Raw genomic sequence first — 14,418 nt, forward strand, 5'->3', positions numbered from 1 at the left:
AATTTCCATAGCTCTCGTCATCTATTCAACCATATTTCTATATATACTACCTAATATTCCGTTAATAAATTTAAATGAATCTTTTCCACCATATTCCTTAGATATTTCAATAGCCTCATTTATAGAAACTTCTTTTGGAATATCTTCTCTAAATAAAAATTCATAAACAGCAACTCTCAATATTTCTTTATCTACTTTAGCCAATCTATTAATACTCCAGCCCTCTAGATGTTTACTAATTATTTCATCTATAGTTTCCATGTTAGAAATAATTTGAGGTAAGGTTTTTTTAATATATATAATTTCATCATCTGCAAAATCAAAATTCTCAAGAAAAACAGCCAAATGTTCTAAGGAATAATCTTTCGTTATATCCATTTGATACAGTATTTGCATCTGACCAATTCTCGCTTTTTTTCTACTCATTTAATTATGCCTTTGCCTTTTCTTTATCCGCCATAGCTATTCCGCTAATATGAACATTTACTTCAACAACATCTAAACCTGTCATATTTTCAACAGCCTCTTTAACGTTTTTCTGAACTTCCTTGCCTAATTCTATAATATTTTTACCATATTCTACAGTAATAAAGGCATCAATAACAGCTTCATTTTCACCTATACTAACCTTAACGCCTTTTGAAAGGTTTTTAACACCTAGCATATCAGTGACACTTGTTTTAAGTGAAGACTGCATCTCCACTACTCCTTCAATTTCCTCTATTGCAACAACGGCTATTGTAGCTATGACCTCTTCTGAAATCTTCACATCTCCATTGTTAACACCATCAATTAAATAATTGTCAGACATGTTACACCTCCAAATTTGAATACATTATATCAAATTCTTACAGAGTATTCAATTTTATAAAAATAGCCCTTACATTTCTGTAAAGGCTATAGATTTAATTTTTAATTGTTTTCTTCTTCGTTACAATGACCACAGTCACAATTTTCTTCTAATTCATCATCTAAATCTTCTTCAAAATAGAAGTCGTCATCAAAGTCAAAATCATCATAAGAATCATAATCTTCATCAAAATCATCATAAACGTACTCTTCTAAACTTGAAAGATCTTCTTCAATAATGTCCACATATTCTTCCATCTCATCTTGGTAGATTTTTACTTCTTCTGCCATTTCAGCTATTATATCAATTAATTCATAAATCAATCTACCTTCTTTTGATTCGTCATCAATTTCATAGCCTTCTGCTAATCCTTCTAAATATGCAATTCTATTGATAATATTTTCCATTTAATATCCTCCTATGCTCTAGACATATACTCGCCTGTTCTAGTATCAATTCTTATTATATCGCCCATATTTATAAATAGTGGAACGTTTAAAGTAAAACCGGTTTCTACAGTTGCCGGCTTTGTTCCTCCTGAAGAAGTATCACCCTTTACTCCAGGTTCCGTTGCTGTTACTTCCAATTCCACAAAATTTGCAGGTGAAACTTTAAATGCTTTGCCATCATAGAAATTAATAATAGCAGTATCATTTTCTCTCATAAAATCAAGAGCATCTTCTACCATGGATTTTTCCAAAGGAATTTGTTCATATGTGTCATTATCCATAAAGTAAAATAGTTCTCCATCTCCGTATAAATATTGCATTTCCTTAGTTTCTATAACCGCTTTTTCAAATCTTTCACTTGGATTAAAAGTTGTGTCCTTAGTTGCTCCAGTAAGTACAGATTTAATTTTTGCTCTAACGAAAGCAGCTCCTTTACCAGGCTTAACATGTTGAAAATCTATAACTTCATAGACTTCTCCATCCATCTCAAAATTTAAGCCTTTCCTAAAATCACCTGCTGAAATCATAATTTACCTCCTAAATATATCTCTAATGATAATTATATCAATATAGACTTTAGCTATCAAGATAAATGTTATATCTTCACTTTACTCTTCTGGATTGCTCTAACTTTTATATCAAAAAATCCAGGTATATAATTACTATGTTTTTTAAGAATATCAAAATTATAAAATGTTTCTATGTTATTTTCATTAATCCCTTTTAAATTTATTAAAATTCCACTTACTTTTAAAAGCTTTTTTACATCAATATATTCAACGTCTCCATTTATTATAACCGCACCATTAACGCTTAAATTCTCATGTAAGAATACTTTATCAAAATTAAATACACCATTTAACTCCATTTCATCTTCTATAACTATATTTCCTTCTTCTTGATTTATAAAAATCGTATTAACAATTAGAGATTCATATACAATATTTTTAATTATTTCTCCATTTCCATCAAAGCTTTCACTATATATATAAAGTTTATCATCTTGCTTTTCCATATAATATGTTTCAAAATCAAGTTCTATTACATTAATTGTATTATTATAGTAACTCTTTAAATTTTCTAACTCATCTTCCAGTTTCTCCATTTCTGTTTTATTAATAGTCTCACTATTTAAAACATTTGCTCCTCTGCTATATATTGAATTTACTATCGTTCCCTTACCATAACAACTACTTTTAACACCTTTATAATCTAAATTACATTGTAGGAGAAATCCGTCCTCCTCATAACTGTCGTCTAACTTTAAGCTAAGATCCAAGTCACTGATTTCCTCTAAATTATATAAATTTTCATTTAATGTAACAATTACATTGTTTTTATTATAAATTTTTTTACAAAAGTCATAAAGCTTCTCTCTATCTGATAAGATAATATTTATGACAGATTCCGCATATAGCTCTGACTGGATTAAGTTTGCTTCATTTCTATAAATATCTATTTCATTTTCAAGACTGGAAAAGATATAACTTATAGAAATCATTATAATAGATGTGATGATGAGAAATATAATATAAATATAGCCCTTTGCTTTCAAAAGATCATCTCCAATGAACTTAAAATGTTCTTATTGCAATTATCTTTTCAAATTCTCTTTCATAATTCCCGCTAAAAACTACTATATTTAGCTTTATAAGATTTTCTTTAATTGTACAGCTTACATTCTTTACGTTATTAATTAACGTATTAGTTCCAAATGTTCCTACTGAATCAACATTAATATCAAATTTACGATCTATATTTACTGCTTTTCTCGCTATGCGCTTACCATCAAATACATAATAAACATACCTATATCCCTTTTCATTTTTACAATTTACAATTGCAAAACCGAGACTATTACGTTTACAATCTTCCACTATATAGTCAGCACTATTAATTTCATCTGCAATATAATTAAAAGTAAAGTATGTATCATTGAATATTAAATCATTACGATTAGAAGTATTAAGAGTTTTTAAAGACATTCCAAGTAAAGAGTAGAGCAGAGGAAATATTAAAACTGAAATTCCAAGAACTATAATTAACTCAATTAACGTAAAACCCCTCAGTCGATAAAATTTTTTTAAGTATAACCTCACCCTTACCATCCTTTTCTTTAATATGTAAAGTTATTTCTCTAAGGTTTTCTCCAATTTCTTTACTTTCAACCTTTGAATAAAATTTTTCTTGGACATAACTGTCAATGTATAAATTTCCACTATATATTTCAGATGTTATATTTTCCATTTGATTTCTTGCCTCCAAGTACATTTCCTGTTTTACTTTCAAATTATTTTGATTTTGTAAAACTCCATTTATTGAAGGCAGCAAATAAGATGCTAAAATACTTAGAAGCATAACAGTAAAAATAATTTCAATAAGAGTAAATCCCTTTTTCATCTTTTAAATTCACCTTGCCTGTTACTGGTTCAATAGTAATTTCATATATCTTTTTAGGTGTTGATAATTCTATAGTTCCGGAACTTCCATAAGCACTTACACCTCTCTTGGTAAATTCTACTGTTCTTGTTGTTTCGATATTTCCATCTTTTCTCTTAAATTTTATTTTGATTTTTTCTGAATACTCTCTATTTTCACTAATGTCTCCACAAATAATAGTATAGCTATTTTCATTATTAAATTTAACTTTGGAGTTATCTTTTTTAGATATAGCTAAGTTCCTTGCATTTTTTAAATCTCTATGTATTAATTTAACATCTTCTCTTATTTTAAAATCCTCTACCATTGCACTGCTAAAAACTCCTATACTTAGTAAAATTAATAGTATAGATATTACAATAATTATTTCTATAAGAGTAAAAGCCTTCTTCATAGTTCCACCCAAAAATCACCTATGGAAAATACACCCTTCTCTTCTATGTAATCGGGTATTTTATAGTATATTCCCCTTAGATTTTTAATATTTTCAAACTCTAAAATATTTAACTCATCTTCTACTATTTTTAAGCTATATGGAATTTTTTCAGAACACATTATGCCAAACTCACCATTTAATTCTTGAGGTGAAAATAATGTAAATTTCAATTTTTTAAAGTCTTTAACCTCATTAAAATATAAATATATGTTTTTATTTTCAAATTTATCATTTAAATTATAATGTATAAAAAGCAGATCTTCATTTTCAGGTTTAAATAAAGTCACATCCTCTCCACTATCACAAAATAAATGTAAATCTTCATAATCAATATTGTATTTAATGAGTTTGTTTTCTAAAATTATATCTCTATCTGTGTAATCTAAATTTAAATTTTCGGATTTTTCTTTAAAGGAATTTAAAACTCCAATATTTTCTTGCTTTTCTATGTCCTTTTCTTTTTTATAGGCTTCCTTCTTTACTTCCTCCTTCCCTTTTAAATTATTCTTTACTTCTTTTAAGTTTTTCTCTTTGCTAGATTTTTCTATTCTATTTTTAAAATATAATTTTTCCAATTCAATATTCTCATTTAAATTTGTCTTCTCCGAACTTTCACTAGTTGAATTTTGCTCATTGGATTCTTTAAACAACTCTATAGTTCCATAATAACCTTCTTCCCCTAAATTTATATGTACTTTATCTGGAATTAGATGTTTTGAAATTTCAGTTATTTTATTAATTTTAGATTTGGGTAAATTAAACTCATATTTTGATATGGTATTGTCTTTTGTATTTGTTTCCAAGATATATGGAAATTGTAATGTGAAGTTTTTAAGATTTTCAGGATTTTGCAATTTGTTAATATGTGTAGTTTCATTATTTATTATATTATCTTTTTCAATCAAATTATTATGTTTTTTATACTCTTCATTCTGTAACTTTATAGACTTTTTTAAACTTTCATTTTCAATGTTATATGCCGATACTAAGTTAATTTTATCCTTATACACAAGTCCATATATTACAAACTCAACAATTAAAATAAATAGAATTAAGAATAATTTAATTTCTCTTTTTGAAAGTAATTTAATATCTGAGAATTTTTTTATTTTATACACAAAAATCACCTATAACTCTCATTAATTCTTTTCTCATTAAATTATGCGTCTCTTTTGTAGGATGTATGCCATCAAAAAACAAATTGTCATAATTTTCTACTTTATTTAATAAATTATAGTAGTCAATAAAATAATAATTATCCTTAAAAGCAATTCCTTTTAAAATTAAATTAAAATTCTTTAGTTTATGATTTGCAGAAATAAAAGTGCTACTATTACACCAACCTTCTGTAGCATCGCCAGAAATCCTATGCGGTGAACATAAAATTATTTTCTTACCTTTTTTCTTAACACAATCAGTAATTTTTACAATATTTTCAATTGTTTTGTTCAAACTATAGTTTAATAGAAAATCATTTATTCCCACATAAATTAATACTAAATCCCCATCAATATAGGCAAGCTGCCTTAAACACTCTTGAGAGGTTGCGCCGTTTTCTCCTAAGTTTAGTGTTTTTAAATTGTTCTTTTTAAAATATACAAAAGAGTTTTCCTCTCCAACTCCAAATCCCTTGACTATGGAATCGCCTATTGCACTTAAAAGCAAACTTTAATCACCTATTTTCTTTTTCAATTCTTTTCCCGAGTTTTTTCTGCTTATTTCAACGAGCCCTAAATTAGTAAAACCAAAAACTTTAGTTTGCGAGTAATCTTCATTAAAGTATGTCTTTAACGCACTTAAAAGTTTCCTTTTATGTTCTTCTTTCTTCATACTTATAAAATCCACCACTATAATACCTGAAATATTTCTTAATATAATTTGTTTGGCCACTTCTTTCGCTGCCCTTAAATTAACTTGAAGTATTCCATCTTCAAAATCAAGGTTTCCTTTGTAACTAGCAGAATTAACGTCAATTACACATAGAGCCTCTGTCCTCTCTATTATTATGTTAGTACCGTTTTCAAGCTCAATTTTTTTCTGAAACAAGCTTTTATACTTATTAAATAAAATCGGATTATAGGAGATTTTAAATCCTTGTTTATAAACTGTGTTGTATTTTTCGCTATAAAGAGAATATAATTTAGGACTATTTATTATAACTTTATCTCCTTCTCTATAGTTCGCATTTAAAAACTCCGATAACTTATCCTTAGTATATAGTAACTTAGGTGTAGGTCTTAAATTAATTTCCCTTAAAACAGCCTCTGCATTAGTCTTTAAATTAATATATTCCTCCACTAGATCAGAACCTAAAAAAGATTTGGCACCGCTTCTAAAAAGCACTCCCTCCATTTTATTCTCTTGGGCAATTTTTAATAGCAATTTTCTTTCAGATTCTTCTAATTTTCTAGAAAACTTCAAAAACTTCCTTTGAGGAAAAAAAACAATTTGTTGGCCTGAAAAAGAAATTTCCATAGTTAATTTTACAGCCTTGTCTCCCTCCGGAATTTTCTTTACCTGAACTAATATTTCGTCTGTCTCCTTAATATCACCTATAGAATCATTAAGTTCAAGATAACCATACTTGTCCAGACCAATATCTACAAAAGCGCAATTCATAGATTTAGATATCTTATGAACTCTTCCCCTATAAATCGAATACAGATTAGAATCATCAAAATCTATAATTCTTTTAATATCATCTTCATATTTAATTGCTACTTTTAAGAAATCGTCTATATAAAAAATTGTCATAAAAACCTCAAATTAAATTGTTTTCTAAAAAACTGTAATAAGTATTATCTCCAATGATAATGTGATCAATAACGGGAATTTGTATAATTTCTCCAGCTTTCTTAATATTGTCTGTAAGAATTAAATCATCCTTTGAAGGTGTAGGATCTCCGGAAGGATGGTTGTGTAGTAATATTATAGTATGGGCTAATTCATTAATAGCTGCGACAAAAACTTCTCTAGGGTGTACTAATGTTGAATTGATTATACCTGTAGAAATGCTCTTTATTGATTCAATTTCTTTTTTTGTATTTAATATTGCAATTTTAAAAGTTTCTTGCTTTAAAAATCTCATTTCACTCATAACGTAATCCACAATATCTTTAGGACAATTTACTTTTTTCCTGCTATGTACGCTTATTTTATTTATTCTCTTTCCTAAAGTTACTGCCGCTAATATCATAGAAGCTTTATTTATGCCTACTCCTTTTATTTTCATTAAGTCTTTAATAGTTATGTCATTTATGGCATAAATGCCTGTTTCCTCTTTAACACCTTCCCGTTGTAGTGAATTTATAATTTCCTGTGATAATTGAACAGAAGTTTTTGTCTTTGTACCCGTTCTGATAATAAGTGCAATTAACTCTGCATTAGATAAAGTATCCGCTCCATACTTAATAAGTTTTTCTTGAGGTCTATCTTCAGCGGGCAAATCTTTTAATTTATAATTCATCTCCACTTTTTTCATTTTTTAAAACCTCTTTCAATAAAGAAATTCCAAATAATTTTTTTAAATCATCTGCTATTTTAGAAATCGGAAGACCTACTATGTTTTCAAAACTACCTTGCATAGAATCTATTAGCAAACTTCCATAACCTTGAATTGCATACGATCCGGACTTCCCCCAAAATTCCTCAGTATTTAAATAATCCTCAACCTCTTCTTCAGTTAAATCCTTAAAAAACACATAAGATACTACGTAATCCGTATACTTAATATTTTTCTCTAATTTAAAAATGGAGTATCCTGTGATTACTTTATGTTTTTTTCCAGAAAGTCGCTGCAACATATTTTTTGCATCTTCTCTATTCTGAGGCTTTCCCAAAATCTCACCGTTAAAATCAATAACAGTATCAGCAGATATAACTATATTACTTGGATTTTCCAAAGCTACTGCAATACCCTTTTCAAAAGACAGTGCCATTACTAATTGAATCGGATTATCATAATAGTCATTATTCTCATCAATATCAGAGCTAACAATTGAAATATCTGTAAACCTGCTTAAAATTTCCTGTCTCCTTGGTGAATTTGATGCAAGAATTATCATTCTAAATTCTCCTTTATGGTTTTCTTTAAATTAGTAACTACCATCTCACTGGTTATTCCTACAAAATAACCTGTAAATAGGCCTAGTATTAACAATACAGGCAAGTAAGAAAAAATCATTATGTTATTTAAAATAAATGAAGCAACTAAAACCTGTCCGAAATTATGAAAAAAAGCACCTATTAAGCTTACTCCAATTAAGGATAAATACTTATTTAAATATTTGTCTGCTAAAATCATAGAAATAGAACTTAAAACAGCTCCAATAAAAGAAAAGATAAAAGCTGAAAAAGAGCCTGTTACTAAAACTAAAATTATAGATTTTAAAACAGATACTACTAGCCCCTCTCTATATCCAAAAGTAATAATAGTAACTAACACCACTATATTTGAAAGCCCCAATTTAGCTCCCGGTATAGGAACCGGAACAGGTATTATACTTTCAAATAAACCTAGGACTATACCCACTGAAGTTAAAAGTGACAAATAAATCATTTTTTTTGTCTTCATTGTAAAATCACATCCACTTCATCTTCTAAGTACTGATCTACTTCTATGGAAACCATTAATCTATTTGGAAGACATACTAAAGATTGTCCAATTTCACTGATTTTTCCCATTTTTATACAGGTTTTATCTTTACAGGTTGAATCTTTTATATAGATATGATTATTCTCAATTACTAAAATATTTTTCCCAAACTTGCTATTTACAATTATTTCTTTATCCTTTAAATTTTTGTCTAGTTTATATTTGTCCACTATTTCTCCATTTATATTTATTACAAGATATTTTTCCGAAGAAGTATTTAATCTTGATGCTGAATAGGAAAAAATAGAAAAAGCTATTAAAATAATTAATAGCGTTACAATGTAGTCACCTTTTTTCATAATATACCTCTAATGAATTATATCAACTTTCAGTCCAGCAATGCAAGTTAAAAAGCACTGAATTATCAGTGCTTTTACTTTATTTAGTAGATTCCATATCCTTTTCAGCTTTTGCTTTTAAAAGTTCTTGTTTTTTCTTTTCTGCAGCTTCTTTTTGCTTTTGTTTCATCTTTTCCACTCTTTCAGGATATTCTGAGAATATAGCTCCTGTAGGACATTTAGAAACACAGATGCCACAGTTTATACATTTTTCATAATCTATTTTTGCCAGATTGTTCTCTACATGAATAGCATCTTTAGGACAACTTTTTTCACAAATTTTACATGAAATACAACCAACAGAACAATTTACTCTGACTACTTTTCCAACATCGTTGGAATTACATTTAACCACTGTCTTACTTTTATATGGAACTAAGTCTATTAAATGTTTAGGACAAATTTCAATACATTTTTTACAGGCAACGCATTTTTCTTTGTCAACTACTGCTACGCCATCAATGATATGAATCGCATCAAATTCACAAACGCTCACACAAGTTCCGCCGCCTAAACAACCGTAGTTACAAGCTTTTGAACCCTTTTGAAAGTCTGATATCAATCTACAATCTACAAGACCATTATAGTTATATTTATCTTTTGCTTTTTCACAAGTTCCTTGACACATTACGCAAGCAACTTCTTTTTCAACATCTCCGGCATTAACTCCCATAATATCTGCGATTTTATCTGCAGCTTCTTTACCTCCAATGGAACAAGCTGTTACAGGAGCCGCTCCATCAGCTATAGCTTGAGCTAATCCATCACAACCGGGAAATCCACAAGCTCCGCAATTTGCTCCCGGAAGAGCATCTCTAATCATTTCAACTTTAACATCAGTTTCAACGGCGAATACACGTGAAGCTATTGAAAGCACAACTCCAAAAATCGCCCCTATTACTCCTAAAATTCCAATTGGAAGTACAATCATATCTACCATATTCATTACCTCCTATACCAATCCTGAAAAACCGGAAAATGCCAAAGCCATTAATCCCGCACTAATTAAAGCTATAGGAACTCCTTCAAGAGCTTTAGGAACATTTCCAAGAGCAAGTCTTTCACGCAATGTACTCATTAAAACCAATGCTAAGGTAAAACCTAAAGAAGCACCAAGTCCACTGAATATTGTTTCAATTAAATTATATCCATTTTGAACATTAAGTACTGTAACCCCTAATACAACACAGTTAGTAGTAATTAAAGGTAAATAAACTCCCATTGCCGTATAAAGAGCAGGAGATGTTTTTTTAATAACCATCTCAACAAATTGCACCAAGGAAGCAATTACTAGAATAAATACTATTGTCTGTAAATATTCAAGTCCAAATTTATTTAGAATAAATACCTGTAGACACCAAGTGATAGCCGAAGCTATTACAACAACAAAAGTTACTGCCACTCCCATACCAAGAGCTGTTTCGGTTTTTGATGACACTCCTAAAAAAGGACAAATTCCCAAAAACTGAGCAAAGATATAGTTGTTAACCAATATAGTCGATATAAGTATTGTTATTATATTACTCATCATAATTATTCACCCCTACTTGAAAGTAATCTTTTAAAACCGGCAATTAAAAAGCCAAGTAATATAAAAGCTCCTGCCGGTGCACCCATTAATCCAATGCCAGGGTAAGACTCAGGAAGAATTTGAAAATCTAAAAGTGTACCATAACCTAAAAATTCTCTTATTAAACCCATGGAAACGACAGCTAAAGTATAACCGCATCCAGTTCCCAAACCGTCAACAATGGAAGGAATAAATTTATTTTTATAGGCAAAACCTTCCGCCTCCCCTAAAATACAACAGTTTACAACTATTAGAGGTAAGAATATACCCAAAGCACTGTAGATACCAGGCGAATAAGCATGAAGTATCATTTCAACCAAAGTTACAAAAGTTGCAATTACAACTATAAAACAAGGTATTCTGATTTTATCAGGTATTACATTTCTCAGTAAAGAAACTACACCGTTACTCATTATTAAAACAAAAGTTACTGCTATTCCCATTGCAATTGAATTTTGCAGAGTATTTGTAATGGCAAGTACTGAACACAACCCTATTAACTGCATAAATATGGGGTTGTTTTTTATCATTCCGTTAATAAAAACTTTTTTTAAATTCATGTTAACCCCCTACTTATCATTTTTTAAAAAGTCATTGTAAACTTTTATTACTATATTGTCTCCGCCAAGTACAGCCTTTGAGGTAACTGTAGCTCCACTAATTAATAGAACTTCATCATCAGCTGCAGGCTCCTTACTCATTTTTAACTCACCGGAAGCACTTTTACCGGTATAAGAAGAATAATAATCTTCTTCCTCTATTAACGTACCAAAGCCTTTCGTCTCAGCATTTGAAATATTTCTAAATCCCGCTATAATATCTCCGTCAAGGGAAATACCTATGGCATTAGTCATAGCACCACCGAATCCGTTTATAGAAACGTTAATTCCGTATCCTACTTTATTGCCATTATTTAAAGCTACAAAAATACTTTTAATCTCAGGATGTGCTTCTTGAATAGTTGCAAGTTTAGCACTGTCATACTCTTCAAAACTATTAGCTTCATCTCCAAAAATTACCTCATAGGAATTAAGAGTACTTTGTAATTCGGCTTCTGCTATTTTCGGTGCAGTAAAATTATTTACAAAAGCTAAAAGACCAGCGGAGAACGCACAGAAAACTAATAAAATAATTCCAAATTTTACAGGTTCTTTCATCTATTTCGCCTCCCCATACACCTTAGTTCTTGTTAACTTATCTATCAAAGGTGTTGCAACGTTCATTAACGCTATAGAATAAGAAACACCTTCAGGCAAAGAGCCCTTAACTCTTATAATAGCTGTTATAATACCACATCCAAGAGCAAATATAATCTTTCCTCTATTATTCATAGGTGTAGTTGTATAATCTGTTGCCATAAAAAATGCACCTAAGAAAAGTCCTCCACCTAAGATTTCATAAGGAATAATATCCATTGGTATTCCTAATATTAATAAAAATACAGCTGTTGTAAGAATATAAATAACAGGTATTCTAAAGTTGATAACACCCCTAACTATTAAGTAAATGCCACCAATAGCTAGTAAAATTGCCGATGTCTCACCTATTACCCCGGAAATATTACCAATGGCCATATCTTTAAGTAAGGGTAGACTTGTATAAGAACCTTCTTTAATTAATTGTAACGGCGTTGCTGAACTTACTCCGTCAACTAAAGCCATTGTTTTTGGTCCTGTATAATCAGTCATTAATTTAGCCCATGAAGCCATTAAAACAATACGAGCAGCTATGGCCGGATTCATAAAGTTACATCCTATTCCACCAAAACATTCTTTTACAATTAATATTGCAAAAATAGAGCCAAAAGCAGCCATCCACCAAGGTGTAGTTGCAGGTAAGTTAAAAGCAATTAAAATTCCAGTTACAACTGCAGATAAGTCCCAAATTTGTATTTCCTTATGCATTAACTTTTGAAAAACATATTCCGTTCCCACACAGGAAATTATACATATTGCTATTAACATTGCTGCATTCATTCCAAAAAAATAAATACTCCCAATTAATGCAGGTGTCAAAGCAATAATAACATCTAACATTATTTTTTGTACTGAATCATTAGATCTAATATGAGGTGCGAGAGATACATAAAACTCATTACCTTTTAAAGAATTAGAATCTTTGATTCCGGTTTTATTATCCATTTCGTTCCCCCTAACTATTAATCCTAATTTTAATTTCACGTTTTGCCAGTTTTATAGATTGTGATAAGTTTCTTTTTGCAGGACACACAAAAGAGCAAATACCACATTCCATGCACTGATCAGCCCGTAATTCATTACAAATTTCAATTTCATCCTTTAAAATCGCTGCGTTAATTTCTGTAGGATTTATATTTGCTGGACAGTGGTCAATACACCTTGAACATTTTATACAAGGTGATTCTTTTTCTTGTTGTACTTCCTTATTGGAAAAAACAAGAATTCCTGAAGTTGTCTTTGTTATTGGACTATTTAAATCAAAAACAGATTTTCCAGTCATAGGTCCACCACATACAATTTCTACAAAATCATCTTTAAAACCACCACAAAAGTCTATTATATCTTTTACAGGTGTTCCAATCTTTACTAATATATTTTTAGGTTTATTTATTCCGCTACCACTAACCGTAATAACCCTTTCATATGACGCTCTTCCTTCAATAACAGCCTCATAAAATGCCAAGGTTGTTCCCACATTAGTTAAAAATACTCCCACATTATTAGTTACTCCATTTGGAGGAACAATCCTATTTACTACAGCTTCAGAAAGTCTTTTAGAATCTCCTTGCGGATACTTAGTTTTACAACCCACTACTTTTAAGTGACTCCATTCAGGATGTTCACTTATTTTCTTTTCCATAATTTCTATAGCATCAGGCTTGTTTTCTTCAATAGCCATATATGATACTTTTTCATTATAAAAAGTAGAAAAAATTTCTAAACCTTTTAATATTTCTTCAGTCTTTTCTACCATAATTCTATGGTCACAAGTAAGAAAAGGTTCACATTCAGCACCATTTATGATGCATTCGTCCAAAACAGGACTTTCATTTCTCAATTTAGCCTGTAAGGGAAATCCTGCTCCTCCCATTCCCACTATACCTTTTTCTTTTACGAAAGAAATAATTTCATCCATTGAAGCATCTTTATAATTTTTCAACGGACTCGGTTCAACGTTTTCATCCTTTCCATCATTCTCTATTGCCACACATTCACAAAACCTACCATCGGCTGTATACATATTTTCAATACCTATAACAGTTCCGGAAATAGATGAATGTACTGCAGAAGAGACAAAGGCTTCTGAATCTCCTATTTTTTGTCCTATTTTCACTGTGTCTCCCTTTTTTACAATAGGGATACATGGAGCACCAATATGTTGACTCATTGGTATGTACACAATACTCGGATCCGGCATCTTCTCTATTGGCAAATGTTCGGTTAATTCCTTGTGCTCGTCCATGTGAATTCCTCCCACAGAAAAAGTGAGATTTCTTGAACGCATTAACTTCACCCCTTATTAATTTGTATGTTAAAAATAACTCAATGAATTTATTATAACATTAAATTTTTAGAATGTATATTCTGTGAGGTGTTTTTTTTAATAAATTATCTTTCAAAACCGCTATTTCACTGGATGTAACTGTTTTCATATTATGGAATTTAAGTTTTGATTTTCTCATACCTACTTACTGTAGAAATTT

General features: G+C 29.9%; 21 protein-coding genes. All 21 read right to left on the reverse strand.

The genetic code is table 11. The features are described from left to right. Window positions 1-21: 21 nt before the first annotated feature. The gene (gene nusB, locus EF514_RS05030) at window positions 22-426 is read right to left on the reverse strand and encodes a transcription antitermination factor NusB (RefSeq protein WP_127724339.1); all 405 of its coding nucleotides are present in this window, start codon (window positions 424-426) and stop codon (window positions 22-24) included. 4 nt (window positions 427-430) lie between these two features. After that, complete coding sequence (locus EF514_RS05035; protein ID WP_127724340.1) at window positions 431-811, reverse strand: Asp23/Gls24 family envelope stress response protein; 381 nt, start codon at window positions 809-811, stop codon at window positions 431-433. A 101-nt stretch (window positions 812-912) separates the two neighbouring features. Further along, a complete protein-coding gene (locus EF514_RS05040; RefSeq protein WP_127724341.1) occupies window positions 913-1,257 on the reverse strand; it encodes a CD1247 N-terminal domain-containing protein in 345 nt (114 codons plus the stop codon). Between the two features lie 11 nt (window positions 1,258-1,268). After that, window positions 1,269-1,826, reverse strand: coding sequence for an elongation factor P (gene efp / locus EF514_RS05045; protein WP_127724342.1), 558 nt, complete (start codon window positions 1,824-1,826; stop codon window positions 1,269-1,271). Between the two features lie 68 nt (window positions 1,827-1,894). Beyond that, the gene (locus tag EF514_RS05050; RefSeq protein ID WP_127724343.1) at window positions 1,895-2,854 is read right to left on the reverse strand and encodes a hypothetical protein; all 960 of its coding nucleotides are present in this window, start codon (window positions 2,852-2,854) and stop codon (window positions 1,895-1,897) included. 19 nt (window positions 2,855-2,873) lie between these two features. Beyond that, window positions 2,874-3,398 (reverse strand): PilW family protein, encoded by a 525-nt coding sequence (locus EF514_RS05055; protein ID WP_164845548.1) that lies wholly within the window; start codon window positions 3,396-3,398, stop codon window positions 2,874-2,876. Beyond that, window positions 3,346-3,699 carry a type II secretion system protein gene (locus EF514_RS05060; RefSeq protein WP_127724345.1) on the reverse strand — a complete coding sequence of 118 codons (354 nt, stop codon included), beginning with the start codon at window positions 3,697-3,699 and terminating at the stop codon, window positions 3,346-3,348. Before EF514_RS05060 ends, EF514_RS05055 begins: the two co-directional genes overlap by 53 nt. Continuing rightward, entirely contained in the window at window positions 3,674-4,132 is a 459-nt protein-coding gene (locus tag EF514_RS05065; RefSeq protein WP_127724346.1) for a prepilin-type N-terminal cleavage/methylation domain-containing protein, read from the reverse strand. The genes EF514_RS05060 and EF514_RS05065 overlap by 26 nt, the downstream gene beginning before the upstream one ends. Further along, window positions 4,129-5,292, reverse strand: coding sequence for a hypothetical protein (locus tag EF514_RS05070; RefSeq protein ID WP_127724347.1), 1,164 nt, complete (start codon window positions 5,290-5,292; stop codon window positions 4,129-4,131). The genes EF514_RS05065 and EF514_RS05070 overlap by 4 nt, the downstream gene beginning before the upstream one ends. Continuing rightward, the gene (locus EF514_RS05075; protein WP_127724348.1) at window positions 5,285-5,839 is read right to left on the reverse strand and encodes an SGNH/GDSL hydrolase family protein; all 555 of its coding nucleotides are present in this window, start codon (window positions 5,837-5,839) and stop codon (window positions 5,285-5,287) included. Before EF514_RS05075 ends, EF514_RS05070 begins: the two co-directional genes overlap by 8 nt. Before the next feature lie 3 nt (window positions 5,840-5,842). Then, entirely contained in the window at window positions 5,843-6,928 is a 1,086-nt protein-coding gene (locus EF514_RS05080) for a ribonuclease E/G (RefSeq protein WP_127724349.1), read from the reverse strand. 7 nt (window positions 6,929-6,935) lie between these two features. Next, complete coding sequence (radC, locus tag EF514_RS05085) at window positions 6,936-7,655, reverse strand: RadC family protein (RefSeq protein ID WP_205666372.1); 720 nt, start codon at window positions 7,653-7,655, stop codon at window positions 6,936-6,938. Beyond that, on the reverse strand, window positions 7,630-8,238 hold the full coding sequence (locus tag EF514_RS05090) for a Maf family protein (protein ID WP_127724350.1): 609 nt from the start codon (window positions 8,236-8,238) through the stop codon (window positions 7,630-7,632). Before EF514_RS05090 ends, radC begins: the two co-directional genes overlap by 26 nt. Beyond that, window positions 8,235-8,747, reverse strand: coding sequence for a Gx transporter family protein (locus EF514_RS05095; RefSeq protein WP_127724351.1), 513 nt, complete (start codon window positions 8,745-8,747; stop codon window positions 8,235-8,237). The genes EF514_RS05090 and EF514_RS05095 overlap by 4 nt, the downstream gene beginning before the upstream one ends. After that, window positions 8,744-9,127, reverse strand: a complete 384-nt coding sequence (locus tag EF514_RS05100; RefSeq protein ID WP_127724352.1) for a NusG domain II-containing protein — start codon at window positions 9,125-9,127, stop codon at window positions 8,744-8,746. The genes EF514_RS05095 and EF514_RS05100 overlap by 4 nt, the downstream gene beginning before the upstream one ends. Before the next feature lie 79 nt (window positions 9,128-9,206). After that, a complete protein-coding gene (locus EF514_RS05105; RefSeq protein ID WP_127724353.1) occupies window positions 9,207-10,106 on the reverse strand; it encodes an RnfABCDGE type electron transport complex subunit B in 900 nt (299 codons plus the stop codon). Window positions 10,107-10,118: 12 nt separating this feature from the next. After that, on the reverse strand, window positions 10,119-10,697 hold the full coding sequence (gene rsxA / locus EF514_RS05110) for an electron transport complex subunit RsxA (protein ID WP_127724354.1): 579 nt from the start codon (window positions 10,695-10,697) through the stop codon (window positions 10,119-10,121). Between the two features lie 2 nt (window positions 10,698-10,699). Beyond that, window positions 10,700-11,296: an electron transport complex subunit RsxE gene (rsxE, locus tag EF514_RS05115; protein WP_127724355.1), complete on the reverse strand. Its 597-nt coding sequence runs from the start codon at window positions 11,294-11,296 to the stop codon at window positions 10,700-10,702. Window positions 11,297-11,305: 9 nt separating this feature from the next. Continuing rightward, the gene (locus tag EF514_RS05120) at window positions 11,306-11,893 is read right to left on the reverse strand and encodes an RnfABCDGE type electron transport complex subunit G (RefSeq protein WP_127724356.1); all 588 of its coding nucleotides are present in this window, start codon (window positions 11,891-11,893) and stop codon (window positions 11,306-11,308) included. Further along, window positions 11,894-12,877, reverse strand: coding sequence for an RnfABCDGE type electron transport complex subunit D (locus EF514_RS05125; RefSeq protein WP_127724357.1), 984 nt, complete (start codon window positions 12,875-12,877; stop codon window positions 11,894-11,896). It lies immediately after the preceding gene. A gap of 10 nt (window positions 12,878-12,887) precedes the next feature. After that, the gene (gene rsxC / locus EF514_RS05130; protein ID WP_127724358.1) at window positions 12,888-14,219 is read right to left on the reverse strand and encodes an electron transport complex subunit RsxC; all 1,332 of its coding nucleotides are present in this window, start codon (window positions 14,217-14,219) and stop codon (window positions 12,888-12,890) included. Between the last annotated feature and the right edge of the window lie 199 nt (window positions 14,220-14,418).

The organism is Anaerosphaera multitolerans (assembly GCF_004006535.1).
Taxonomy (GTDB): Bacteria; Bacillota; Clostridia; order Tissierellales; family Peptoniphilaceae; genus Anaerosphaera; species Anaerosphaera multitolerans.

Bases quoted from the DNA above. Each gene is read 5' to 3' on its own strand.
- nusB (WP_127724339.1), bottom strand. From the start codon at position 426: ATGAGTAGAAAAAAAGCGAGAATTGGTCAGATGCAAATACTGTATCAA.
- EF514_RS05035 (WP_127724340.1), bottom strand. From the start codon at position 811: ATGTCTGACAATTATTTAATTGATGGTGTTAACAATGGAGATGTGAAG.
- EF514_RS05040 (WP_127724341.1), bottom strand. From the start codon at position 1,257: ATGGAAAATATTATCAATAGAATTGCATATTTAGAAGGATTAGCAGAA.
- efp (WP_127724342.1), bottom strand. From the start codon at position 1,826: ATGATTTCAGCAGGTGATTTTAGGAAAGGCTTAAATTTTGAGATGGAT.
- EF514_RS05060 (WP_127724345.1), bottom strand. From the start codon at position 3,699: ATGAAAAAGGGATTTACTCTTATTGAAATTATTTTTACTGTTATGCTT.
- EF514_RS05065 (WP_127724346.1), bottom strand. From the start codon at position 4,132: ATGAAGAAGGCTTTTACTCTTATAGAAATAATTATTGTAATATCTATA.
- EF514_RS05080 (WP_127724349.1), bottom strand. From the start codon at position 6,928: ATGACAATTTTTTATATAGACGATTTCTTAAAAGTAGCAATTAAATAT.
- radC (WP_205666372.1), bottom strand. From the start codon at position 7,655: ATGAAAAAAGTGGAGATGAATTATAAATTAAAAGATTTGCCCGCTGAA.
- EF514_RS05090 (WP_127724350.1), bottom strand. From the start codon at position 8,238: ATGATAATTCTTGCATCAAATTCACCAAGGAGACAGGAAATTTTAAGC.
- EF514_RS05095 (WP_127724351.1), bottom strand. From the start codon at position 8,747: ATGAAGACAAAAAAAATGATTTATTTGTCACTTTTAACTTCAGTGGGT.
- EF514_RS05100 (WP_127724352.1), bottom strand. From the start codon at position 9,127: ATGAAAAAAGGTGACTACATTGTAACGCTATTAATTATTTTAATAGCT.
- EF514_RS05105 (WP_127724353.1), bottom strand. From the start codon at position 10,106: ATGGTAGATATGATTGTACTTCCAATTGGAATTTTAGGAGTAATAGGG.
- rsxA (WP_127724354.1), bottom strand. From the start codon at position 10,697: ATGATGAGTAATATAATAACAATACTTATATCGACTATATTGGTTAAC.
- rsxE (WP_127724355.1), bottom strand. From the start codon at position 11,296: ATGAATTTAAAAAAAGTTTTTATTAACGGAATGATAAAAAACAACCCC.
- EF514_RS05120 (WP_127724356.1), bottom strand. From the start codon at position 11,893: ATGAAAGAACCTGTAAAATTTGGAATTATTTTATTAGTTTTCTGTGCG.
- EF514_RS05125 (WP_127724357.1), bottom strand. From the start codon at position 12,877: ATGGATAATAAAACCGGAATCAAAGATTCTAATTCTTTAAAAGGTAAT.
- rsxC (WP_127724358.1), bottom strand. From the start codon at position 14,219: ATGCGTTCAAGAAATCTCACTTTTTCTGTGGGAGGAATTCACATGGAC.